The following is a 22,616-nucleotide window of genomic DNA, read 5'->3' as shown; positions in this document are numbered from 1 at the left end:
TCGAGGGCGCATGAAGCGGGCGCCTCCGCGTGTTCCCTGCGAGACCATGCAATGTCGACGTACGGCCTGGAGCGGCTATTTTCGCCTCGAAGCATCGCAATCGTCGGCGGCAGCCCGCGTCAGTCGTCGCTCGGCGCGGCGGTGCTCAGGAACATCAAAGCGAGCGGCTTCACCGGCCGCGTCGGCGTCGTCAATCGGAACTATGCCGACGTCGATGGTGCGCCGACCGTTCCCGACCTGAAATCACTGTCGTTCGTTCCGGATCTCGTCGTTATCAGCGCACCGGCGGCGGCGGTTCCGGAGATCGTCGCGGAGGCGGCTTCGGCCGGCGTTGCCGGTGCGGCGATCCTGTCGGCCGGTCTTGGCCATGGCGCGGGCTCGCTCGCGGAGACCGCGGGGCAGACGGCGCGACGGCATGGTATGCGCCTGATCGGGCCGAATTGCCTCGGCGTCATGGTGCCGCGTGTGAAGCTCAATGCGAGCTTCGCCTCGCATCAGCCGTCGGATGGCCATGTCGCCCTGATCTCGCAGTCCGGCGCGGTCGCGTCGGCGATGATCGAGTGGGCGGCGGAGCGGCGGCTCGGCTTCTCCGGCATCGCGTCGATCGGCGACCAGCTCGACGTCGACGTCGCCGACCTCCTGGATTATTTCGCGCTCGACGACCACACCAGCGCGATCCTGATCTACCTCGAAGCCGTCAAGGACGCGCGCAAGTTCATGTCGGCGGCGCGCGCTGCGGCGCGGTTGAAGCCGGTCGTCATCGTCAAGTCGGGACGGATGGCGCAGGGCGCGAAGGCCGCCGCGACCCACACCGGCGCGCTGGCCGGCTCCGATGCGGTCTACGACGCCGCATTCCGCCGCGCCGGCATGCTGCGCGTCTACGACCTGCGCCAGCTGTTCGATTGCGCCGAGCTGCTCGGCCGCGGCTTCATCCCGCGCGGCAACCGGCTGGCGATCCTGACCAATGGCGGCGGGCTCGGCATCCTCGCGACCGACCGGCTGGCTGAGCTCGGCGGCGTTCCCGCGACATTGACGGCGGAGACCATCGAACGGCTCGACAAGGTGCTGCCGCCGGGCTGGTCCTATGCCAATCCGGTCGACATCGCGGGCGATGCCGATGCCGACCGCTACGTGGTGGCGCTCAACGCGTTGCTTGATGATGCCAATAGCGACGCGGTACTGGTCGCGAATGTGGAAACCGCGGTGGCGCCGGCCCAGGGGATTGCCGAGGCGGTGGCGCAATGCGTGCGCGACCGCAGGACGAAGCGGAGTGCGGTAGCGGCATTGGTGCTCGCGGCCTGGGTCGGCGCCGACGAACGCACCGGCGCGATCTTCGAGGCGGCGCGGATTCCGCATTTCCCGACCGAGGACGATGCGGTGCGCGCCTTTATGTATTTGGTGCGCTATCGCGAGGCCTCGACCGCGCTCGCCGCAACCCCGCCTGGCGTCGCATCGGTGTTCACGCCGGAGACGGCGGCGGCGCGGCACGTCGTCGTGAAGGCGCTGTCGGAAGGGCGCGCCTGGCTCGATCCGGCCGAGATCGTCGCCCTGTTCGCGGCCTATCATATTCCGATCGTGACGACGCGCGTCGCCGAGACCGCCGAGGACGCCGCCGCGAAGGCGGCGCCGTTCCTCGCCGAGGGACATGCGATCGTGGTCAGGGTCTTCTCGCGCGACATCCGGCACGCCTCCGACGTCGGCGGCGTGATCCTCGACCTGCGCACGAAAGACAGCGTCGTTGAAGCTGCACGGACGGTCATGGCGCGGGCACGAAGTACCCGGCCCGATGCCATCCTGCAAGGCGTGACGATCCAGCCGATGATCGTGCGGCGCGCGGCGCGCGAACTGATCCTCGGCATCGCCGAAGATCCGACCTTCGGTCCGGTGATCGTGTTCGGGCGCGGCGGCCCCGCGGTCGAGGTGATCAACGACAAGGCGCTGGCGCTGCCGCCGCTCGACATGAATCTCGCCCGCGAACTGATCGGGCGCACCCGCGTCTCGCGGCTGCTCGGCGGCTATGGCGATGTGCCGGCGGTCCCGGCCGATGTGGTGCCGCTCACCCTCGTCAAGCTGGCGCAGATGGCGGCGGACATTCCCGAGGTCGCCGAGCTCGACATCAACCCGATGCTGGCGGACGAGAACGGCGTGCTCGCGCTCGATGCGCGGGTCGCGATCCGAAAACCCACTCGGCTGTTCGCCGGCCACACCCGGCTCGCGGTGCGGCCCTATCCGTCGCAATGGGAGGGCGAGCTCGCGCTGCGCGACGGCTCGCGTGTCACGGTGCGTCCGATGCGGCCGGAGGATGAGCCGATGGTCAGCGAGTTCTTCAAGCGCGTCACCGCCGAAGACCTCAGGCTGCGCTTCTTCCATGCGATGAAGGAATTCTCGCACGCCTTCATCGCGCGCCTGACCCAGCTCGACTATGCGCGCGCGATGGCCTTTGTGGCGCTCGATCCGAATACCGGCGAGATGATGGGTGCGGTCCGGCTGCACTCGGATTCGCTGTATGAGAATGCCGAATACGCGATCCTGCTGCAGTCCGATCTCAAGGGCAAAGGACTCGGCTGGGCGCTGATGCAGCTCCTGATCCACTATGCGCGGTCGGAGGGCTTGAAGCGCCTGTCCGGCCAGGTGCTGACCGAGAACACCACGATGATTGGGATGTGCCGCGATCTCGGCTTCACCGTCACGATGGACCCGGACGATCACAGCATCGTCGATGTCGTGCTCGACCTCGATCGATCCGGCGTCGATGCGGTCGGCGCCGATATCCTGATCCGGCCTGCTGCGGCTGGCCGCTGACGACGCGCCAGCCGCGGCCGTGTCGGATCAGATCTGGCGTTCGACCAGCTTGAACTTGAGCTCGGCGATCGCTTCGGAGGGATTGAGGCCCTTCGGGCACGCCTTGGCGCAGTTCATGATGGTGTGGCAGCGATAGAGGCGGAACGGATCCTCGAGATTGTCGAGCCGCTCGCCGGTCGCTTCGTCGCGGGAGTCGGTGACCCAGCGGTTTGCCTGCAGCAGCGCGGCGGGGCCGAGGAAGCGCTCGCTGTTCCACCAGTAGCTCGGGCAGGAGGTCGAGCAGCAGGCGCAGAGGATGCACTCGTAGAGGCCGTCGAGCTTCTCGCGGTCCTCGTGGCTCTGCCTCCACTCCTTCTGCGGTGTCGGCGTCGTGGTCTTCAGCCACGGCTCGATCGAGGCATACTGGGCGTAGAAATTGGTCAGGTCGGGGACCAGGTCCTTCACCACCGGCTGGTGCGGCAGCGGATTGACCTTCACCGCGCCGCCCGCGCCGACGTCGTGCATCGACTTGGTGCAGGCCAGCGTGTTCTGGCCGTCGATGTTCATCGCGCAGGAGCCGCAGACGCCTTCGCGGCAGGAGCGGCGGAAGGTCAGCGTCGGGTCGATGTGGTTCTTGATCCAGATCAGGCCGTCCAGCACCATCGGACCGCAATCATGGGTGTCGACATAATAGGTGTCGACGCTCGGATTCTTGCCGTCGTCCGGGTTCCAGCGATACACCCGGAATTCGCGCGTCTCGGCGGCACCGGCCGGCTTCGGCCAGGTCTTGCCGCCGGAAATCTTCGAATTCTTCGGAAGTGCGAATTCAACCATGCTTGCTCGCCTTCGTTCTCAGTAGACCCGCGCCTTCGGCGGGATGTACTGCACGTCATTGGTCATCGTGTAGCTGTGCACCGGACGGTACTCGATCGCGGTCTTGCCGGCCGGATCGATCCAGGTCAGCGTGTGCTTCATCCAGTTCTTGTCGTCGCGGTCCGGGAAATCCTCGCGCGCATGCGCGCCGCGGCTTTCGGTGCGGTTGGCCGCCGAATCCATCGTCACGACCGCCTGCACGATCAGATTGTCGAATTCCAGCGTCTCGATCAGGTCGGAATTCCACACCAGCGAGCGGTCCGACACCGAGATGTCGCCGACGCCGCCATAGACCTTGTGGATCAGGTTCTGGCCTTCCTGCAGCACGTCGCCGGTGCGGAACACCGCGCAATTGTTCTGCATCACATGCTGCATGCTGTCGCGCAGCTTCGCGGTCGGCGTGCCGCCGGACGCGTGGCGGAAGTGGTCGAGCCGGCCGAGCGCGAGGTCGGACGAATCCTTCGGCAGCTCCGGCTGCTTGGCGTTCGCGGTCAGCTTGTCGGCAAGGCGCAGCGCCGCGGCGCGGCCGAACACCACGAGATCGATCAGCGAGTTGGAGCCGAGGCGGTTGGCGCCATGCACCGAGACGCAGGCCGCTTCGCCGATCGCCATCAGGCCCGGCACCACCGAATTGTCGTCGCCATTGCGCTTGGTCAGCACCTCGGCGTGATAGTTCGTGGCGATGCCGCCCATGTTGTAGTGCACGGTCGGCACGATCGGGATCGGCTCGCGGGTGACGTCGACATTGGCGAAGATCTTCGCCGATTCGGAGATGCCCGGCAGCCGCTCATGCAGCACCTTCGGATCGAGGTGATCGAGGTGCAGGAAGATGTGGTCCTTCTTCTTGCCGACGCCGCGACCTTCGCGGATCTCGATCGTCATCGCGCGCGAGACGACGTCGCGCGAGGCGAGGTCCTTGGCCGACGGCGCATAGCGCTCCATGAAGCGCTCGCCCTCGGAGTTGACGAGATAGCCGCCTTCGCCGCGGGCGCCTTCGGTGACGAGACAGCCCGAGCCGTAGATGCCGGTCGGGTGGAACTGAACGAATTCCATGTCCTGCAGCGGCAGGCCGGCGCGCAGCACCATGCCGCCGCCGTCGCCGGTGCAGGTGTGCGCCGAGGTGCAGGAGGCATAGGCGCGGCCATAGCCGCCGGTCGCCAGGATCGTGGTCTGGGCGCGGAAGCGGTGCAGCGTGCCGTCGTCGAGCTTGAGTGCGATCACGCCGCGGCAGACGCCCTGATCGTCCATAATCAGGTCGATGGCGAAGAACTCGATGAAGAACTCGGCCGAGTGGCGCAGGGACTGGCCATACATCGTGTGCAGCATGGCGTGACCGGTGCGGTCGGCGGCGGCGCAGGTGCGCTGCGCCTGGCTCTTGCCGAAGTCGATGGTCATGCCGCCGAACGGGCGCTGATAGATCTTGCCGTCCTCGGTGCGCGAGAACGGAACGCCCCAATGCTCGAGCTCGTAGACCGCGTCGGGCGCGTTGCGCACCATGTATTCGATCGCGTCCTGGTCGCCGAGCCAGTCCGACCCCTTCACGGTGTCGTACATGTGCCAGCGCCAGTCGTCCTGATGCATGTTGCCGAGCGAGGCCGAAATGCCGCCCTGCGCCGCCACCGTATGCGAGCGGGTCGGGAACACCTTGGTGATGCATGCGGTGCGCAGCCCGGCTTCCGAGCAGCCGACCACGGCGCGCAGGCCGGCGCCGCCGGCGCCGACCACGACGACGTCGTAGGTATGGTCCTGGATCGGGTAGGCCTTGCCGTTCGTGGCCGGGCCACCGTTGGTGGCCTTGCCGTTTCCTTCACCGGCCATGGATCAAACTCCCGACGACAATTTGAGGATTGCGTAGATCGAGGCCAATGCGACCGCGACGCAGAAGAAGTTGTTCGCCATCACGCTGGCGATCTTCAGCTTCTCGTTGTGGATGTAGTCTTCGATCACGACCTGCATGCCGATCTTCATGTGCCAGGTGCTGGCGATGATGAAGAGCAGCAGGATGATGGCGATCGGGATCGAGCCGAGGATCTGCGCCGCGCCGGCATGGTTGCGGCCGATCAGCGTGATCACCACGACGATCACGGGAACGATCAGCAGCGTCATCGCAACCGCGGTGAGGCGCTGGCGCCAGAAATCGCCCGTACCGGTGTGCGCGGAGCCGAGGCCGCGGACGCGCTCCAGCGGCGTGCGCATCGAAGAGGGGCCGCTCATCGTCCACCTCCCACGGCGTAAGCGATGATCCAGATCAGCACGGTCAGCGCGATGCCGGCGACCAGCGCGCCCCAGGTCAGCGCTTCGCGCTCATTGGCCTTGAAGCCGTAGCCGAGATCCCAGACGAAATGCCGGATGCCGCTGCACAGATGGTGCATCAGCGCCCATGTGTAGCCGAACACGATCAGCTTGCCGATCGCGCTGCCGGTGAAGGCCTGGACGTTGGCGTAAGCCGAGGGGCCGGAGGCGGCGGCGATCAGCCACCAGGCCAGCAGCAGCGTGCCGAAATAGAGGGCCAAACCCGTGGCGCGGTGGACGATGGACAGCGCCATCGTCAGCGTCCACCGATAGGTCTGCAAATGGGGTGAAAGCGGTCGTTCGATCCTGGCGGTCATCGGCGGGCTTTATGTTGTGAGGGACCGCGGCCGGCCCATCGGGGAACGCGGTAGAGGATTTCTATTTACGGACTAGGATCACCCCGCGCAACGGCCAAATAGCCTTCGGTCGAACCGAAGTTCATTGTTAGACTTGCCGAATTCTGGTTGATCCGCAGTGTGGTATACCAGATGCAAGGTCGAGCGCACCAAGTAGTGAATCTAGGTACTCGCGGATCAATGGGCGCGCTCAACCGCCCGCAAACGGGGTCCGCAAGGCATCGATTTTGCCCCACTGTTCCACCAGATAATCGACAAATGCCCTGATCTTAGGCGATGCGAGACGTGACGGCTGAAGCATCAGATGCAGCGGCGTCGGTGCCGGCTCGTGGTCGATCAGCAGGCGCGCCAGGCGACCGTCGGCGAGCTCGGACTGCACTTGCCAGGACGGCACGCGGACGATGCCGGCGCCCTCCCGCGCTGCACTGACCAGCGCGTCGAGGCTATTCATCCAGAGCCGACCGGATATGCGGATTTTGCGACCCGTCTTGCTGCCGTCGGCAAAGCGCCACTCCGCGCTGCCGGGCGAATCGGAAAACACTAGGCAGTCATGCCCGGCAAGATCATCCGGTGTCTGCGGCGCGCCGCGCCGGGCCAGATAGTCGGGCGCTGCGCATACGATCATCTGCAGATCGGTGAGCTTGCGCGCCACGAGCTGCGAGTCGCGCAAGCGGCCGATGCGTATCGCCAGATGGATATCCTCCTCGACCATGTCCACCGCGCGGTCGATCAACAGCAAGTCGACGGACAGCGCCGGATAGCGGCGCAGAAACTCGACCAGCAAGGGCGCGATCACGAGCCGCCCGATCAGACTCGGCGAGCTGACGCGGATCCGCCCCGATGGCTGATGCGGGTCGCGCGCCAGCGCCGCCTCGATCTCCCTGACCTCGCCGAGGATCGATTTCGCGCGCTCGTAGAGAATGCGCCCGTCGTCGGTCAGCGCGAGCTGGCGGGTGGTGCGCAGCAGCAGGCGGGTGCCGAAATGCTCCTCCAGCGCGCTGATCTGCCGGCTCACCGAGGTCAGCGAGCTCGGCAGCGCGCGCGCCGCCGCCGACAGGCTGCCGGTCTCGACCGCGCGGACAAAGGCCGCCATCGCCGCAAGCTGGTCCAAGCACGATCCTTCCGCATTTCGCAAGAGAGCCTGCTCATTTGCAGCAATACCCCCGTCTTTCAGAAGGGTCTAGCCTGACGGCTCCACGATTTGAGGAGTTCGACATGGCCTCGACGTCCATCCATCCGAATTCGCTCGAGCGGCGCAGACGTGCCGGCCGCGGCGGTGCCGACGATCCGATCCTCCTGCTTGTTTTCTCCTGCGTCGGACTGTTAATCGACGTGCTGACGTTGCCGATGCAGGGCGCGACGTCCTCGATCCCACTCCGCTTTGCCTTGATTGCGGTCGCTGCTCCCGTGGCAGCGTTGGTCGCGCTGTGGTTGGCCGACCGCACCGAGGCGGGCGCCTCCTGACGATGCGAAGGACATGATGGCCGGCCTCGATCCCAAGGAACTGCTCGAGCTTGCGCTGCTGCTGATCGCGGTCGGGGCACTGTCCGGCTTTCTCGCCGGTCTGTTCGGCATCGGCGGCGGCGCGATCCTGGTGCCGGTGTTCTACGAATGCTTTCGCCTCGCCGGCGTGCCGCTCGAAGTGCGGATGCCGCTGTGCATCGGCACCTCGCTCGCGATCATCATCCCGACCTCGCTGAGCTCGTTCCGCGCCCATTATCGCCGCGGCGCGGTCGATATGGAGATCCTGAAGCGCTGGTGGCTGCCGATCGTGATCGGCGTCGCCGCCGGCAGCGTCACCGCGCGCTTCGCGCCGGAGCGGCTGTTCAAGATCGTGTTCGTGCTGGTGGCGTGGTCGGCAGCCGCACGATTGCTGCTGGCGCGCGAGACCTGGAAGTTCGGCGACGACGTGCCGAAGGGCTTTTTGATGCGCGTCTATGGCTTCTTCGTCGGCCTGCTCTCGACACTGATGGGCATCGGCGGCGGCCTGTTTGCCAACCTCTTAATGACCTTCTACGGCCGGCCGATCCACCAGGCGGTCGCGACCTCGTCGGCGCTCGCGGTGCTGATCTCGATCCCCGGCGCGCTGGGTTACGTCTATGCCGGCTGGCCCGCCGCCGCGCGCTTCCCCGACGTCACCGCGCTGCAATTGCCGTTCGCGCTCGGTTACGTCTCGCTGATCGGCGCGCTCTTGGTGATGCCGACCACGCTCGTCACCGCGCCGCTCGGGGTGAAGGTCGCGCACGCACTGTCGAAGCGGGCGCTGGAGGTGGCGTTCGGGGCCTATCTCTTCATTGTCGGCGGGCGGTTCGTGATCAGCCTCGCCGGAGGGCACTGATCGGCTCGTCCTTCAGCCGTACTTCGCTGTGACCCCACCGTCGGAGGTCTCCGACACCCTCGATCCGATCGGCGTGGGACAGGAATCGCAAGCGTGCTCCGATCATTTCAGGAGCTATTGGCAATTTCAGTTTCTCGCAGTCTGCCATCGCGATCCCTATAATCCTCGCGACCTTTTGCCATCGCGATGTCAGGGCCGACATGATGACGTCGTCGAGCGCAGCTTCCGTAGCGCCACGGGGGAGACGCACGTCACTCCACTTCAGTTCGGAGCTCGGAGCAGGGAGTTCTTCGTGCAACTCCAGCTTCATCAGGTCGCGAAACTGTTCGTAGAGCGGTAGCATCACCTGCCATTCCAGCTCGAGCAGGAGGTCATAAAGCGGGCCATCCAATTCAAGCCGCTCCTGCTTTCCGAGCTCCGCAATCGCGATTCGAGCCTTCTTCATCGCCTCGTGCGCGATGACGAGTTGATCGTTAATCTGGATAGCCTGCTCCCGCTCCATCTACCCCTCACGACGTTCTTGCGGCTTCATCCCTTCGCGTAGATATCCTTATACTTATCGCGCAAAATATTCTTCTGCACCTTGCCCATTGCGTTGCGCGGCAATTCGTCGACGACGAAGACGCGCTTCGGCATCTTGAACTTCGCCAGCCGCCCGTCGAGCGCCTTCAGCACCGCGGCCTCGCTGATATCGGCGTCCTTGTTGCAGACCAGGACGGCAGTGACGCCTTCGCCGAAATCGGCATGCGGCACGCCGATCACGGCTGACTCGATCACGCCGGGCATGGCGTCGATCTCGCTCTCGATCTCCTTCGGGTACACGTTGAAACCGCCCGAGATCACGAGATCCTTGCCGCGCCCGAGGATGTGGACATAGCCCTTGTCGTCGATCTTGCCGAGGTCGCCGGTGATGAAGAAGCCGTCGCCACGGAATTCGGCCTTGGTCTTCTCCGGCATCCGCCAGTAGCCCTGGAACACGTTCGGGCCCTTCACCTCGATCATGCCGATGGTCTCGCGCGCAAGCTCCTTGCCGCTCTCGGGATCGGTGACCCGCACCGAGACGCCAGGCAGCGCGAAGCCGACCGCGCCGGGCACGCGATCGCCGTCATAGGGGTTGCTCGTGTTCATGTTGGTCTCGGTCATGCCGTAGCGCTCGAGCACGGCATGTCCGGTACGATCAGACCATTCGCGATGGGTGTCGGCGAGCAGCGGCGCCGAGCCCGAGATGAACAGCCGCATGTGCCTGGTGGCGTCCTTGTTCAGGCCGGGATTCTGCAGCAGGCGGGTATAGAAGGTCGGCACGCCCATCATCACGGTGGCGCGCGCCATCAGCTTGATGATCACGTCCGGATCGAACTTCGGCAGGAAGACCATCGAGGCGCGCGCGAATAGCGTCACGTTGCTGGCCACGAACAGGCCGTGGGTGTGATAGATCGGCAGCGCGTGGATCAGCACGTCCTTGTCGGTGAAGCGCCAGTAGTCGACCAGCGAGTACGAGTTCGAGGCCAGATTGTCGTGCGACAGCATCGCGCCCTTGGAGCGGCCGGTGGTGCCCGACGTGTAGAGGATCGCGGCGAGATCGTTATTACCGCGCGGCACCGTGGCGAATTCCGTCGCCGCCTTGTCGGCGGCCTCGGTCAGCGAACCCTTGCCGCTGGCACCGAGCGTCTCGACCTTGGCGCCCACCTTGGCTGCGATCGCCTTGATGCCGTCCTGCTTGGAAGGATCGCAGACCACCAGCGCCGGCTCGGCATCGGTGATGAAGTATTCGAGCTCGTTCAGCGTATAGGCGGTGTTCAGCGGCAGGTAGACGCCGCCGGCGCGCACGGTGGCGAGATACAGCACCAGGGCTGAAACCGACTTCTCGGTCTGCGCCGCGACGCGGTCACCCGGCTTGACGCCGCGCTCAACCAGCACGTTCGCCATCTGGCCTGCGCGCGCGATCAGATCGCCATAGGAGATGCGGCTGCCGTCGAGCTGCTCGATCGCGAGCCGGCCGGGGTCGTCGAGGCCGTCGAACAGGCGGGAAAACAGATTGGCGTTGGTGGTCGTGTTCATGCAAAGATTCCCCGAGGGGCGAAGGGCCGGAAGATTTCGGCTGGATTAGCAAAAACGCCCTTCAGAAAGCAACGGAGACAGTTTGCATGACAAATAATGGGAAACGCGTGGCCTGGGTCACCGGCGGCGGCACCGGAATCGGCGAATCCGGGGCGGAATTCCTGGCTGCGGACGGCTGGACGGTGGTGGTCTCCGGCCGCCGCAGGGAAGAGCTCGACCGCGTGGTGGCCAACATCAGCAAAAAGGGCGGCAATGCCGAGGCGATCCCGCTCGATGTCAGCAACAAGGCCGATGTCAACAAGGCCGCCGAGGCGATCGTCGCCAAGCACGGCCGCATCGACCTTTTGGTCAACAGCGCCGGCATCAACGTGCCGAAGCGCAGCTGGGCCGACATGGAACTGGAAGGCTGGGACAAGCTCGTCGAGATCAACCTCAACGGCGTGCTCTACTGCATGCGCGCGGTGCTGCCGACGATGCGCAAGCAGAAGGACGGCTGCATCATCAACGTCGCCTCCTGGGCCGGCCGCCACGTCTCGAAGATGCCGGGCCCGGCCTACACCACGACCAAGCACGCGGTGCTGGCGCTGACCCATTCCTTCAACATGGACGAATGCGTCAACGGCCTGCGCGCCTGCTGCTTGTCGCCGGGCGAGGTCGCCACCCCGATCCTGAAGCAGCGGCCGGTGGTGCCGAGCGAAGCCGAGCAGGCCAAGATGCTGCAGCCGGAGGATTGCGGCCGCACCATCGCCTTCGTCGCCAGCATGCCGGCGCGGGTCTGCATGAACGAGATCCTGATCAGCCCGACCCACAACCGCGGTTTCATCCAGACGCCGGCGAACCGGGATTAGACGAGGTCCGTCTTCTCCTTCCCCCTGAAAGGGGGAAGGTCGGGATGGGGGTCAGCCGCAGGCGATGCTGTATGCGGAGAGCGCTGATCCCCACCCGCTTTGCTCTGCGAGCAAAGCGACCTCCCCTTTTCAAGGGGAGGTTGGAGCTCCGCTGCGCTTCATCCGGGCTGCAAACGACGGAGTCCCGCGCGACTCACTCGATGATCTCGTTCAATTCCTTCCCGGTATGCTCCGGCACGAACAGGAACACGCCGATCGCCATCGCGATCATCAGTACGGGGATGCACAGGAACGACAGCGCGAACGAGCCGGTATGCTGCTGGAGCGCGATCGAGACGAACGGGAACAGCACGAAGCCGACGAAATAGGCGATCGCCCAGACCACGCCGTTGGCGGCGCCGCGGATCCGGGTCGGGAAGATCTCCGCGGTCAGCGTCGTGCTCGGCCCCCAGAAGCCGAGGAAGCCGAGACACCAGGCCAGCCCGAACGCCCACAGCAGCACGCGGTCCTCGGAATAGACCCAGAGCGTCATGAAGATCGCGCCCTCGATCAGGGTGATGATGAAGGTGCGGCGGCGGCCGATCTTGTCGATCAGCCAGCCGACCAGACACAAGCCAAGGAAGCCGCAGAGCCCGTAGAACACGTAGAACAGGCTGTACTCGGCGGTCGACCAGTGCTTCTCGGTCGACAGGTACAGCGGCATCCAGGCGCCGACCGTGCCGTAGATGCAGGTCGAGGCGCAGGCGACGAACAGCGCGACAAGCGTGGCGGGCAGCACGTCGGGCATGAACACCTGGCGGATGCCGACCGACTTGGCCTTGCCGAACCAGGCGCTGTCCTCGGCGCTGACCGTGCCGCCGCGCGCCAGCGTCTCGGAGATGCGTCGTTTGCGGTCCTGCGCGCGCACCCAATAGGGCGATTCCGGGCAGGTGGAGCGGATATAGATCGCAAGCAGCGCGATCACGCCGGGCACCATCACGGCGATGCGCCAGCCAAAATTGGCGGCCACGAGCCCGGTGATCGCACCGGCGAGCGTGGCGCCGAGGCACCAGGCCGAGCGGGTGATGCTGATGACTCGGCCGCGGAGCCGGGCCGGCCACGTCTCCGCCACCAGCATCGAGCCGAGCGACCATTCGCCGTTCAGCGCGAAGAACAATAGCGAGCGCGCGATCACGAACACCGCGAAGGTCGGCGACATCGCCGCGACCGGCATCAGGAGCGAGAACAGCGCGATATTGACGGCGAGCAGCGTGCGGCGACCGTAGCGGTCGGCGAGCCATGGCCAGAAGTAAAGCCCCGCGATGCCGATGAACAGCGCGATCTGCATGCCGGAGCGGTACTCCGGCAGGCTCAGCGAAAATTCCTTGATCACCATCGGCGAGATCAGCGCGAAGATCACGCCGTCCATGCCGTCAAAACCCCAGCCGAGCGCGTTGGCGGTCGCGATGTGCCAATGCGTTTTCGTGATCTCGGTTGTGTCCGCTACCGCGCGGTAGTTGGCGTATTGCAGGTGCTTCTGCTCGAGCGGACCGATGTCGATGCTTGCATCGTTCACCGCAGGTGCGGCGTGGCCGTCAGCCGTGATGCTGCTCATGATGCCTCCCCGCGGCCGCTTTCTGCGAAGCCGTGCCGCAACCTCAAGCTGAACCAATCAGCTAGTGGCGGCAAGCAAATTGCTCGCGGCAGCGCACGCGTCCATTCCGCTGAATGGAATGCCTGGCGGGTTGCGCGCGGCGTCGCGTGTACGCAGCGCGCGCCGGCCGGTTTCAACAATCACAAAGAATTATTTCCGGAAACCGTCCGGAAAACCTGCCGTAGCTCGGCCAACGACGACGCATTCATCAACCAGCACGCGCCGTTGTTGCCCCTTCAACGCCGGCGAAGCCTCGCCGGTCGGCCTACTCATCGGGAGACGAAACCATGTCGAAGCGTATTGCCTATCTCACCGCCGCCGCCTTCAGCGCGCTCGCGATCACGGCCACTGTCGTGGCGCCGGTCCGCGCCGAGGAAAAGACCGTGATGGTCGGTGGCGCCGCGATGTTCCCGTCGAAGAACATCGTGCAGAACGCCGTCAATTCGAAGGATCACACCACGCTCGTCGCCGCGGTGAAGGCCGCGGGCCTGGTCAGCACGCTGGAAGGCAAGGGCCCGTTCACGGTGTTCGCGCCGACCAATGCCGCGTTCGGCAAGCTGCCGGCCGGAACCGTCGACAGCCTGGTCAAGCCCGAGAACAAGGCGACGCTGACCAAGATCCTCACCTACCATGTGGTGCCGGGCAAGCTCGAGGCCTCCGATCTCACCGACGGCAAGAAGCTGAAGACCGCCGAGGGCGAGGAACTGACCGTGAAGAAGCAGGACGGCAAGGTCTGGATCGTCGATGCCAAGGGCGGCAGCTCGATGGTGACGATCTCCAACGTCAACCAGTCGAACGGCGTCATCCATGTGGTCGACACCGTGCTGATGCCGGCGACGTAACACCTGGCGGCCTGATTTAGTCCCTCAAAGGACCCGCGACATAGCGAGCCGGCGCCTCGCCCCGGCTCGCATTTTTGTGACTATATCAAGTGGCGTATATCAAACTGATGGTGCGCGACCCCGTAACGGAACGCCGGTTCCGGGCGTATAACCCGGTAACGACCACGAGCAGAGATATCCCATGACGAGCCTTGCCGTCAGCGACCACCAGGCAGAGACCGCGGCGCCCGCGAAGGCGATCCAGCCGGTCTGGGTGCGCATGGTGCACTGGATCAACGCCTTCGCGATGATCCTGATGATCATGTCCGGCTGGCAGATCTACAACGCCTCGCCGCTGTTTGGCTTCACCTTCTCGCGGAGCATCACGCTCGGCGGCTGGCTCGGGGGTGCGCTGCTCTGGCACTTCGCCGCGATGTGGCTGTTGATGGTCAACGGCCTGGTCTATCTGGCGCTGGGTTTTGCCACCGGCCGCTTCCGCAAGAAGCTGCTGCCGATCACCCCCGGCGGCGTGATTGCCGACACCAAGGCGGCGCTGACCTTCAAGCTGTCGCATGACGATCTCAGCAAATACAATTCGGTGCAGAAATTGCTCTATGCCGGCATCATCATCGTCGGCGTCGTCATCGTGCTATCCGGCCTGTCGATGTGGAAGCCGGTGCAGTTGCATTGGCTGGTGTCGCTGTTCGGCGGCTACGATTTCGCCCGCTATGTCCACTTCACCTGCATGGCGCTGATCGTCGCCTTCCTGGTGATCCATGTCGCGCTCGCGCTGCTGGTGCCGAAGAGCCTGCGCGCCATGATCATCGGACGCTGAGGGAGGTAGTCATGGGTCGTCTCCGCAAGCTCCTGATCCCCGGTGTCGACAAGAAGCTGCTCGTGCGCGATGCGGTGAAGACGATGCCGGAGCTGACGCGCCGCCGCTTCATCACGGCGGGCACCAGCCTCGGCGCGCTGACGCTGCTCACCGGCTGCGACGTGGTCGATTCGTCGTCGGCCGAGGAAATGCTGAAGCAGGTCTCGAAGTTCAACGACGCGGTGCAGGCCTGGATGTTCAATCCGGATGCGCTGGCGCCGACCTTTCCCGAGAGCATGATCACCAAGCCGTTCCCGTTCAACGCCTATTACGATCTCGACGACGCGCCTGAGATCGCAGGCGCCGACTGGAAGCTCGAGGTGCGCGGGCTGGTCGACAACAAGAAATCGTGGACGCTCGACGAATTGTACAAGCTGCCGCAGGTCAAGCAGGTGACACGGCACATCTGCGTCGAGGGCTGGAGCGCGATCGGCAGCTGGACCGGCACGCCCTTGCGCGATTTCCTCAAGCTGGTCGGCGCCGACACCCGTGCGAAATATGTCTGGTTCCAGTGCGCCGACAAGGACGGCTACAACTCGCCGCTCGACATGCGCTCGGCGCTGCACCCGCAGACCCAGATGACGTTCAAATTCGCCGACGAGATCCTGCCGCGCGCCTACGGCTTTCCGATGAAGATCCGGGTGCCGACCAAGCTCGGCTTCAAGAACCCGAAATACGTGCTCTCGATGGAAGTCACCAACGACTACAAGGGCGGCTACTGGGAAGACCAAGGCTACAATTCGTTCAGCGGGAGTTGACGCGAAGCGTCATTCCGGGATGGTCCGAAGGACCAGACCTCAGATGCGCAATTGCGCATCGGGGAATCTCGAGATTCCGGGTTCGATGCTATTGCATCGCCCCGGAATGACTCAGGGAGTCATCTTCCTCTGAAACGCCGACAGCAGCGCGCCGAGCGCGAGCATCGCGGCCGAGACGTTCAACGCGAACGACAGGCTGCCGACCGCGTCGGTGATGGCGCCGACCACGATCGGTCCGAGCGTCTGGCCGATGCCGAAGGCGATAGTCATCGCCGCGATCGCGGTCGGCCAGGATTGCGGCGGGTAGTTGAAACGCACGAAGGCGGTGGTCGAGCCGACCACGGCGAAGAAGGCGACGCCGAACACCAGCGCCGAGATCGCAAGCAGCAGCGGCGAATGCCCGAAGATCGGCAGGCTGGCGCCGAGCGCGTTGACACCGAGGATGATGGTGGTGGCGAGCCCGCCGCGGTCGAGCGCCAGCACCCGCCCCCAGACCCAGGGCGTGACGAATGCGCTGACGCCGATCAGGCTCCAGAACGCGCTCTGTGCAGCCGCGCCGCCGCCGCCGTCGCGGACATAGGCGATCATGAAGGTCATGTAGGCGATGTAGCCGGCACCGAACAGGAAATAGGCGGCGAGGTAGATCAGGACCGGCATCACAGCGAATTGGGTCCGCACGATGCCGCCGGCGGCGGCGTTGGCGTGAAGCGGCGCCAGCATCAGCGGCACGGTCATGATCGCGGAAAGCAGCGTCATCGCCCACCACACGATCCACCACGAGCCGGCGCCGAAGCCTTGCAGCACGAAGGGCGCGATCAATCCCGACGCGAGGATGCCGACGCCCGGCCCGGCATAGAACAGGCTGAGCAGGAAGTTCGCGCGTTCCGGTCGCGATTGCGCGATGGTCGCCGCGAGCGCGCCGCCGCCGACGAAGCCGATCGCGGCGGCGAAGCCGACCAGCAGGCGGGCAAAGCTCAGCACCACGAAATTGCCCGAGAGGGCGCAAAGCGCCAGCGACAGCGCGCAGGCCAGCGTCGACCAGCGCACCGATGCGGCAAGCCCGAAGCGTTCAATCAGGCGCGAGGCGAGCAGCGCGCCGGCCAGATAGCCGGCGGCATTGATCGTGTTCATGAAGCCGGCGGCCGAATACGACCAGGCCAGCGAGTCGCGCATGTCGGGCAGCACCAGCGAATAGGCAAACCGGCCGATGCCGAGACCGACCGTCGGTGCGAGCGACAGAATCAGGATCAGCCGCGCGGGATGCGGATAGGACGGGGCGGGGGCTCTCACAATTCACTCCGGCAATGCCCGCATTGTGACAGGCCGCGGCGGCGCTGCCCAGCGCCGATGCCCGCAACACTGTCTTGCGTATCAGGCAATCAGGCGATCAGGACCAGCGCGACGCCGATCACGGTCAGCAGGGTGCCGCCGACGATCCGCGCGGTGATCTCGACATGCTTGAGCATCATCGCGCTCATCACCACGGTGACCAGCGGATAGATCGCGGCGAGCGGCGCCACCAGCGTGATCGGGCCGTTGCGGACCGCAGCGAACAGGCTGAGCGCGCTGAGCCCGTTGCTGATCCCGGTCAGCGCGAACCAGAATCGGCCCTCGCGCGGCGCCTGCACCATGAAGCTGCCCTTGCGGACCCGTTGCACAATCAGCACCACCAGCGAGGACATGACATAGCCGACCAGGCAGGCCCATAGCGGGCTCGGCCAGATCGCAAGGCCGAGCTTGGCGATCGGCGGCACGATGCCGCGCACCAGCGCGCTCACAAGCGGCAGCAGCAGGGCCCAGCTGCGCCAATGGCCGAGGTCGCGCGGCCTCGTCACGGTGATGATGGCGGCGCCCGCGACCGCGACGACGAGGCCGATGAGCTGCTGCGGCAGCAAGGGCTCGTCCAGCAGGATTACGGCGGCGGTGACCGCAAACAGCGGCGCCAGATTGCCCAGCGTCGAGGTGATGACCGGTCCCAGCGCCCGGTTCGACGCAAAGGTCAGGAGCGTCAGCGAGGCCGGGAAGAACAGCCCGATCGCCATGAAGATCGGCAGGGCGCGCCAGACCACCGGCTCGCCATGCAGGATCAGCGGCGACAGCAGCAGGAACAACAGGGTGAAAGAGGGCACGCTGATCGCGGCGCCCGACAGCGGCTCGACGGTGCGCAGGCCAAGCTGCGCCAGCACCACCCCGGCGCCGAGGAAAATCGCCGAGGCGAAGGCGTAGACGATGGCTGCGGTCATGAGGTCCGTCTTGTTGGCTTCTTGTTAGCTTCTTGGGGCGCGGGTTGCTCGTTGGGGCCATTCTGGGCCGATCCGGGGTGCCTTGCCAATCCGGCTCCGGCGTTTTAGCACTCCGGCCGGATTTCCCCGCTCGTCATGCCCGGGCTCGACCCGGGCATCCATCCATCTTCAGAGAGGCCTTTCGAAGCGGGATGGATTGCCGGGTCATCTGTGCGAGGACGCGCTTCGCGCTCTTGCCCGGCAACGACAACAACGATTAGCTCGAGGTAACATCATGGCGACCCATAAACTGCTGCTTCTCCCCGGCGACGGCATCGGCCCCGAAGTGATGGCCGAGGTGCAACGCGTGATCGACTGGCTGAATGCGCAGGGCATCGCGAAGTTCGAGACCGAGCAGGGCCTGGTCGGTGGCTCCGCCTATGACGCCCACAAGGTATCGATCTCCGAGGGCGACATGGCCAAGGCGACGGCGGCGGACGCCGTGATCTTCGGCGCGGTCGGCGGCCCGAAATGGGACAACGTGCCCTATGAGGTCCGCCCCGAGGCCGGCCTGCTGCGGCTGCGCAAGGATCTCGGCCTGTTCGCCAATCTGCGTCCGGCGGTGTGCTACCCGGCGCTCGCCGAGGCCTCGAGCCTGAAGCGCGACGTGGTCGAGGGTCTCGACATCATGATCGTGCGCGAGCTCACCGGTGGCGTCTATTTCGGCGAACCGAAGACCATCACCGATCTCGGCAACGGCCAGAAGCGCGCGGTCGACACCCAGGTCTACGACACCTACGAGATCGAGCGCATCGGCCGCGTCGCCTTCGACCTGGCGCGCAAGCGCCGCAACAAGGTGACGTCGATGGAGAAGCGCAACGTCATGAAGTCGGGCGTGCTCTGGAACGAGGTCATGACCCAGGTCCATGCGCGCGAATACAAGGACGTCACGCTCGAGCACCAGCTCGCCGATTCCGGCGGCATGAACCTCGTCAAGGCGCCGAAGCAGTTCGACGTCATCGTGACAGACAATCTGTTCGGCGACATGCTGTCCGACATCGCGGCGATGCTGACCGGCTCGCTCGGCATGCTGCCGTCGGCCTCGCTCGGCGAAGTCGACTCGAAGACGAAGAAGCGGCGCTCGCTGTTCGAGCCGGTGCACGGCTCGGCGCCCGATATCGCAGGCCGAGGCCTCGCCAACCCGATCGCGATGATCTCGTCCTTCGGCATGGCGCTGCGCTATTCCTTCGACATGGGCGAGCTCGCCGACAAGGTCGATGCCGCGATCGCGGCCGTGCTCGCCAACGGCCTGCGCACCGCCGACATCAAGTCGGAAGGCACCACGCCGGCCAGCACGAGCCAGATGGGCGAGGCGATCCTGAAGGAATTGCAGAAGCTGCACGCGTGATGGCGCGCGGCTGACACAAACACGATGTCGTCCCGGCGAAGGCCGGGACCCATAACCACCGATGTCGATGGTTACGAAGATCGGCTAACAATCATTTCAGATCGAGAGGCCGCGGCGTATGGGTCCCGGCCTTCGCCGGGACGACGCCGGGTGAGACGTCTCAATACAGCGGGAAATTCCGCGGATAGCCGCCGAGATCGGCCGGCGGGCTGAGCGGCTGGCGATCGATCGGGCGATTGTTGTTCTCGCGTGCGAACGTGGGGTAGCCGATCTCCGGCGGGTACGCGTAGTCGTTAAACTTGCGATCGCCCGGCAGCACTTCGGTGCCGGCGTCGAGCCACGAGCGCGTGGTGACGTAAACGCGGGTGCGCGGACCCTGCTGATAGACGCGGTTCGGACCCTGCGCGCCGTAATAGCGGCGGCCGTCGCGGTCATACTGCTCCTGCTGCTTGCGCTTGGCCGGGCTCTGCGCGCTGGCCGCGGTCATGCCGAACGCGGTTGCGGTGACGGCAGCCGCGGCAAGCAAGACCACGAGCTTGTTCGCGGCAGGGAATTTCAAGGTCATCGCATCCTCGTCATTACGGCCCCATCGGGGGCTGGCGCGTCCGCCAAAATCACTTGGAACACATTGTAGCCATGGTAGGGAGGCCGTCACTAGGTCAATTGCGCCACACCGGCTGAGATAATGCGTGTCCAAGCGCAAAAGTTTCATGAAAACCAGTGCCTTGCCACGGTCTCGCCATCAAAAGGCGCCGCGCAGGCGCGGGTTCTCGCTGCCCATGACCCAGTCGGCCGACAGGGCCGGCGCGCCGGAGGTAACGCAGTCGGTGCGCTTGAGCTCGGCATGCGCGAACAGGGCGGCGAGCCGCGGATCGTTGCCCGCGGCCAGCAGGGTCAGGCGGTTCAGCATGCAGACGATCGCGGCGCGCCGGGCCGGCAGGCTGGTGCCCTGGCAGGTCCAGCCGGAGATCCGGAGGTCAGGCGCGTCGGCCTGCTTGAGGAAGCCGAGGCAGGCGCGGTCGCCGTCCTGCCGCGCCGGGCGCAGCAACGTGACGCTGCCGAACTTGCTGTGGATGATCCCGGCCGCCTCGAGCTCGCGGACGCCGCTCGGGTCGAGCCGCCCGGCAATCTCGGTGACCGCAGGCCCCATGGCCTCGCCGCCGGGGCGGTAGATTTCCAGCTCGGCGACCGGTGCACCGTCGGCATCGGCCCAGCGGAAGACGTCCTTGCGGCCGCCTTCGGGGTGCCGGAGGATATCATAAGTCTCTGTTTTGTCTCGCAGATCGAGCCGGCTCACGGCAAACGCCGGCGCCGTGCGACCGGCCGGGCTCCAGCTCGCGGCGGCAGGGGCCGCCATCGCCGTTGCGTCCGGCAGCTGCTTCCATAGATAGTTGCCGAGGACGACGAACAGCGCGAGCACGGCGACATAGGCAAACAGCCGGGAGAGCGTGGCGTACACCTCGTCGACGAAGCTCGTCAGCGCTGACGGAATTCTCGTATGATGGGGCGCGGCCGGATCGGCCCGAAATAAACGCATCAAAACGCTCAAAAGCTACGCAACGTTGTCTTGATGGGGTTTCTCGCATAGAAGCGCTGCCTCTTCCCTTTCCGCAGCTTGCGGGGGAACGGGCATTTTTCGTCGGAGAGTGAACGATGGGTTACAAAGTCGCGGTGGTCGGAGCGACCGGCAATGTCGGGCGCGAAATGCTCAACATTCTCGACGAGCGCAAATTCCCCGCCGACGAGGTCGTCGTGCTGGCCTCGCGCCGCAGCGTCGGCATCGAGGTCTCCTATGGCGACCGCACGCTGAAAGTGAAGGCGCTCGAGCATTATGACTTCTCCGACATCGACATCTGCCTGATGTCGGCCGGCGGCTCGGTCTCCAAGGAGTGGTCGCCCAAGATCGGCGCCGCCGGTGCGGTCGTGATCGACAATTCCTCGGCCTGGCGGATGGACCCTGACGTGCCGCTGATCGTGCCGGAGGTCAACGCGGATGCGGCCGCCGGCTTCACCAAGAAGAACATCATCGCCAACCCGAACTGCTCGACGGCGCAGCTCGTGGTCGCGCTGAAGCCGCTGCACGACAAGGCGACGATCACGCGCGTCGTGGTTTCGACCTATCAATCGGTGTCGGGCGCCGGCAAGGACGCGATGGACGAATTGTTCTCGCAGACCAAGGCCGTCTACACCAATGACGAGCTGGTCAATAAGAAGTTTCCGAAGCGCATCGCCTTCAACATCATTCCGCAGATCGACGTCTTCATGGAAGACGGCTTCACCAAGGAAGAGTGGAAGATGATGGTGGAGACCAAGAAGATCCTCGATCCCAAGATCAAGTTGACCGCGACCTGCGTGCGCGTGCCGGTCTTCGTCAGTCACTCCGAGGCCGTCAACGTCGAGTTCGCCAACCCGATCACGGCGGACGAGGCGCGCAACATCCTGCGCAATGCGCCGGGCTGCCTCGTGATCGACAAGCACGAGCCGGGCGGCTACGTCACGCCCTATGAGGCCGCCGGCGAGGACGCCACCTATATCAGCCGCATCCGCGAGGATGCGACGGTGGAGAACGGCCTGTCGTTCTGGTGCGTGTCGGACAATCTGCGCAAGGGCGCGGCGCTGAATGCCGTGCAGATCGCCGAGGTCCTGATCAACCGCAAGCTGATCACCGCGAAGCAGAAGGCGGCCTAGCAGCGGAAATCGGGAAGCGCGTGCCATGGCGGAAGCGGAAGAACCGGCGACCTACCGGCCCAATCCGACGCTGAAGCGCGTTGAAAGAAGCTTCGAAAGCCTGCTCTTCAACAGCCGCTGGCTGATGGCGCCGTTCTATTTCGGCCTCGTCATCAGCCTCGCGGCATTGCTGCTCAAGTTCTGCATGGAGCTGTGGCACTTCATCCTGCATGTGCCGCAGGCCAAGGAATCCGACATCATCCTCGGCGTGCTCGCCCTGATCGACATCTCGCTGACCGGCAATCTGATCCTGATCGTGGTGTTTTCCGGCTACGAGAACTTCGTCTCGAAGATCGATCCGGAAGGGCACCCGGATTGGCCGGACTGGATGACCAAGGTCGATTTCGGCGGCCTGAAGCAAAAGCTGCTGGCGTCGATCGTCGCGATCTCGGCCATTCAGGTGCTGAAGGCGTTCATGAACATCGATACCATCTTCGATCCCAGCAAGCTCGCCTGGCTGGTCGGCGTGCACCTGGTGTTCGTGGTCTCGGCCTTCATGCTCGCGATCTCCGACCGCTGGGGCAGCGGCCATCACGGCGGGGAGTAGATGCTAAAGCGTGATGGCATTAAGTTCGATAGCCTGAATTTTTGAGGTAGTTGGCACATTCCTCGGAGGTGAAGGCGTCG

General features: G+C 65.1%; 22 protein-coding genes. 10 read left to right on the top strand and 12 right to left on the bottom strand.

The window, feature by feature from the left end:
* The first annotated feature begins 51 nt into the window (after positions 1-51).
* Positions 52-2,802 carry a bifunctional acetate--CoA ligase family protein/GNAT family N-acetyltransferase gene (locus PMN64_RS28690; protein ID WP_411783083.1) on the top strand — a complete coding sequence of 917 codons (2,751 nt, stop codon included), beginning with the start codon at positions 52-54 and terminating at the stop codon, positions 2,800-2,802.
* A gap of 27 nt (positions 2,803-2,829) precedes the next feature.
* Here the strand turns inward: PMN64_RS28690 and PMN64_RS28685 are convergent, their stop codons facing one another.
* The 5 genes from PMN64_RS28685 to PMN64_RS28665 all read right to left on the bottom strand — a co-directional run bounded on the left by PMN64_RS28685 (position 2,830) and on the right by PMN64_RS28665 (position 7,413).
* Complete coding sequence (locus tag PMN64_RS28685; RefSeq protein ID WP_028340870.1) at positions 2,830-3,615, bottom strand: succinate dehydrogenase iron-sulfur subunit; 786 nt, start codon at positions 3,613-3,615, stop codon at positions 2,830-2,832.
* 18 nt (positions 3,616-3,633) lie between these two features.
* Positions 3,634-5,472: a succinate dehydrogenase flavoprotein subunit gene (gene sdhA, locus PMN64_RS28680; protein WP_038387244.1), complete on the bottom strand. Its 1,839-nt coding sequence runs from the start codon at positions 5,470-5,472 to the stop codon at positions 3,634-3,636.
* Positions 5,473-5,475: 3 nt separating this feature from the next.
* Complete coding sequence (gene sdhD, locus PMN64_RS28675; RefSeq protein WP_085964893.1) at positions 5,476-5,850, bottom strand: succinate dehydrogenase, hydrophobic membrane anchor protein; 375 nt, start codon at positions 5,848-5,850, stop codon at positions 5,476-5,478.
* Positions 5,851-5,864: 14 nt separating this feature from the next.
* Positions 5,865-6,263 carry a succinate dehydrogenase, cytochrome b556 subunit gene (gene sdhC / locus PMN64_RS28670; RefSeq protein WP_028340868.1) on the bottom strand — a complete coding sequence of 133 codons (399 nt, stop codon included), beginning with the start codon at positions 6,261-6,263 and terminating at the stop codon, positions 5,865-5,867.
* A 229-nt stretch (positions 6,264-6,492) separates the two neighbouring features.
* Positions 6,493-7,413: a LysR family transcriptional regulator gene (locus PMN64_RS28665; RefSeq protein WP_411783082.1), complete on the bottom strand. Its 921-nt coding sequence runs from the start codon at positions 7,411-7,413 to the stop codon at positions 6,493-6,495.
* A 104-nt stretch (positions 7,414-7,517) separates the two neighbouring features.
* On the opposite strand from PMN64_RS28665, the gene PMN64_RS28660 reads away from it, so the two are divergent.
* Complete coding sequence (locus tag PMN64_RS28660; protein ID WP_411783081.1) at positions 7,518-7,766, top strand: hypothetical protein; 249 nt, start codon at positions 7,518-7,520, stop codon at positions 7,764-7,766.
* 13 nt (positions 7,767-7,779) lie between these two features.
* Positions 7,780-8,640: a sulfite exporter TauE/SafE family protein gene (locus PMN64_RS28655; RefSeq protein WP_411783080.1), complete on the top strand. Its 861-nt coding sequence runs from the start codon at positions 7,780-7,782 to the stop codon at positions 8,638-8,640.
* Here PMN64_RS28655 and PMN64_RS28650 read toward each other — a convergent pair.
* Both PMN64_RS28650 and PMN64_RS28645 read right to left on the bottom strand, forming a co-directional pair.
* The gene (locus tag PMN64_RS28650) at positions 8,618-9,142 is read right to left on the bottom strand and encodes a DUF3658 domain-containing protein (RefSeq protein ID WP_035631603.1); all 525 of its coding nucleotides are present in this window, start codon (positions 9,140-9,142) and stop codon (positions 8,618-8,620) included. The genes PMN64_RS28655 and PMN64_RS28650 overlap by 23 nt on opposite strands.
* Positions 9,143-9,168: 26 nt before the next feature.
* Positions 9,169-10,698: a malonate--CoA ligase gene (locus PMN64_RS28645; RefSeq protein ID WP_411783079.1), complete on the bottom strand. Its 1,530-nt coding sequence runs from the start codon at positions 10,696-10,698 to the stop codon at positions 9,169-9,171.
* Between the two features lie 86 nt (positions 10,699-10,784).
* Here PMN64_RS28645 and PMN64_RS28640 point away from each other — a divergent pair, with 86 nt between their 5' ends.
* Complete coding sequence (locus PMN64_RS28640) at positions 10,785-11,546, top strand: SDR family oxidoreductase (RefSeq protein WP_411783078.1); 762 nt, start codon at positions 10,785-10,787, stop codon at positions 11,544-11,546.
* Positions 11,547-11,739: 193 nt separating this feature from the next.
* On the opposite strand, the gene PMN64_RS28635 is transcribed toward PMN64_RS28640, so the two are convergent.
* The gene (locus tag PMN64_RS28635) at positions 11,740-13,140 is read right to left on the bottom strand and encodes an MFS transporter (protein ID WP_411783077.1); all 1,401 of its coding nucleotides are present in this window, start codon (positions 13,138-13,140) and stop codon (positions 11,740-11,742) included.
* Between the two features lie 326 nt (positions 13,141-13,466).
* Between PMN64_RS28635 and PMN64_RS28630 the strand changes: the two genes are divergently transcribed.
* From PMN64_RS28630 to PMN64_RS28620, 3 genes are all read left to right on the top strand, one after another.
* Positions 13,467-14,021, top strand: coding sequence for a fasciclin domain-containing protein (locus tag PMN64_RS28630; protein WP_028340862.1), 555 nt, complete (start codon positions 13,467-13,469; stop codon positions 14,019-14,021).
* 181 nt (positions 14,022-14,202) lie between these two features.
* Complete coding sequence (locus tag PMN64_RS28625; RefSeq protein ID WP_016840266.1) at positions 14,203-14,835, top strand: cytochrome b/b6 domain-containing protein; 633 nt, start codon at positions 14,203-14,205, stop codon at positions 14,833-14,835.
* Positions 14,836-14,846: 11 nt separating this feature from the next.
* Positions 14,847-15,632, top strand: a complete 786-nt coding sequence (locus PMN64_RS28620; protein WP_411783076.1) for a molybdopterin-binding protein — start codon at positions 14,847-14,849, stop codon at positions 15,630-15,632.
* A 111-nt stretch (positions 15,633-15,743) separates the two neighbouring features.
* Here PMN64_RS28620 and PMN64_RS28615 read toward each other — a convergent pair whose 3' ends face one another.
* Together PMN64_RS28615 and PMN64_RS28610 are read right to left on the bottom strand one after the other, a co-directional pair.
* Positions 15,744-16,922 (bottom strand): YbfB/YjiJ family MFS transporter, encoded by a 1,179-nt coding sequence (locus PMN64_RS28615; protein ID WP_411783075.1) that lies wholly within the window; start codon positions 16,920-16,922, stop codon positions 15,744-15,746.
* An 89-nt stretch (positions 16,923-17,011) separates the two neighbouring features.
* Positions 17,012-17,875, bottom strand: a complete 864-nt coding sequence (locus PMN64_RS28610) for an EamA family transporter (protein ID WP_411783074.1) — start codon at positions 17,873-17,875, stop codon at positions 17,012-17,014.
* A 274-nt stretch (positions 17,876-18,149) separates the two neighbouring features.
* On the opposite strand from PMN64_RS28610, the gene leuB reads away from it, so the two are divergent.
* Positions 18,150-19,262, top strand: coding sequence for a 3-isopropylmalate dehydrogenase (leuB, locus tag PMN64_RS28605; RefSeq protein ID WP_411783073.1), 1,113 nt, complete (start codon positions 18,150-18,152; stop codon positions 19,260-19,262).
* Between the two features lie 160 nt (positions 19,263-19,422).
* Here the strand turns inward: leuB and PMN64_RS28600 are convergent, their stop codons facing one another.
* Both PMN64_RS28600 and PMN64_RS28595 read right to left on the bottom strand, forming a co-directional pair.
* On the bottom strand, positions 19,423-19,827 hold the full coding sequence (locus PMN64_RS28600) for a hypothetical protein (protein ID WP_028337879.1): 405 nt from the start codon (positions 19,825-19,827) through the stop codon (positions 19,423-19,425).
* A gap of 177 nt (positions 19,828-20,004) precedes the next feature.
* A complete protein-coding gene (locus PMN64_RS28595) occupies positions 20,005-20,799 on the bottom strand; it encodes a hypothetical protein (RefSeq protein ID WP_411783072.1) in 795 nt (264 codons plus the stop codon).
* A gap of 116 nt (positions 20,800-20,915) precedes the next feature.
* Between PMN64_RS28595 and PMN64_RS28590 the strand changes: the two genes are divergently transcribed.
* Positions 20,916-21,950: an aspartate-semialdehyde dehydrogenase gene (locus PMN64_RS28590; protein WP_028340855.1), complete on the top strand. Its 1,035-nt coding sequence runs from the start codon at positions 20,916-20,918 to the stop codon at positions 21,948-21,950.
* 25 nt (positions 21,951-21,975) lie between these two features.
* The gene (locus tag PMN64_RS28585; protein WP_028340854.1) at positions 21,976-22,536 is read left to right on the top strand and encodes a TIGR00645 family protein; all 561 of its coding nucleotides are present in this window, start codon (positions 21,976-21,978) and stop codon (positions 22,534-22,536) included.
* Positions 22,537-22,616 lie beyond the last annotated feature (80 nt).

Source organism: Bradyrhizobium sp. UFLA01-814 (genome assembly GCF_046718885.1).
Lineage (GTDB): Bacteria > Pseudomonadota > Alphaproteobacteria > Rhizobiales > Xanthobacteraceae > Bradyrhizobium > Bradyrhizobium elkanii.
Note: the sequence above shows the minus strand (reverse complement) of the source record. Positions and strands in the feature narration are given on the sequence as shown.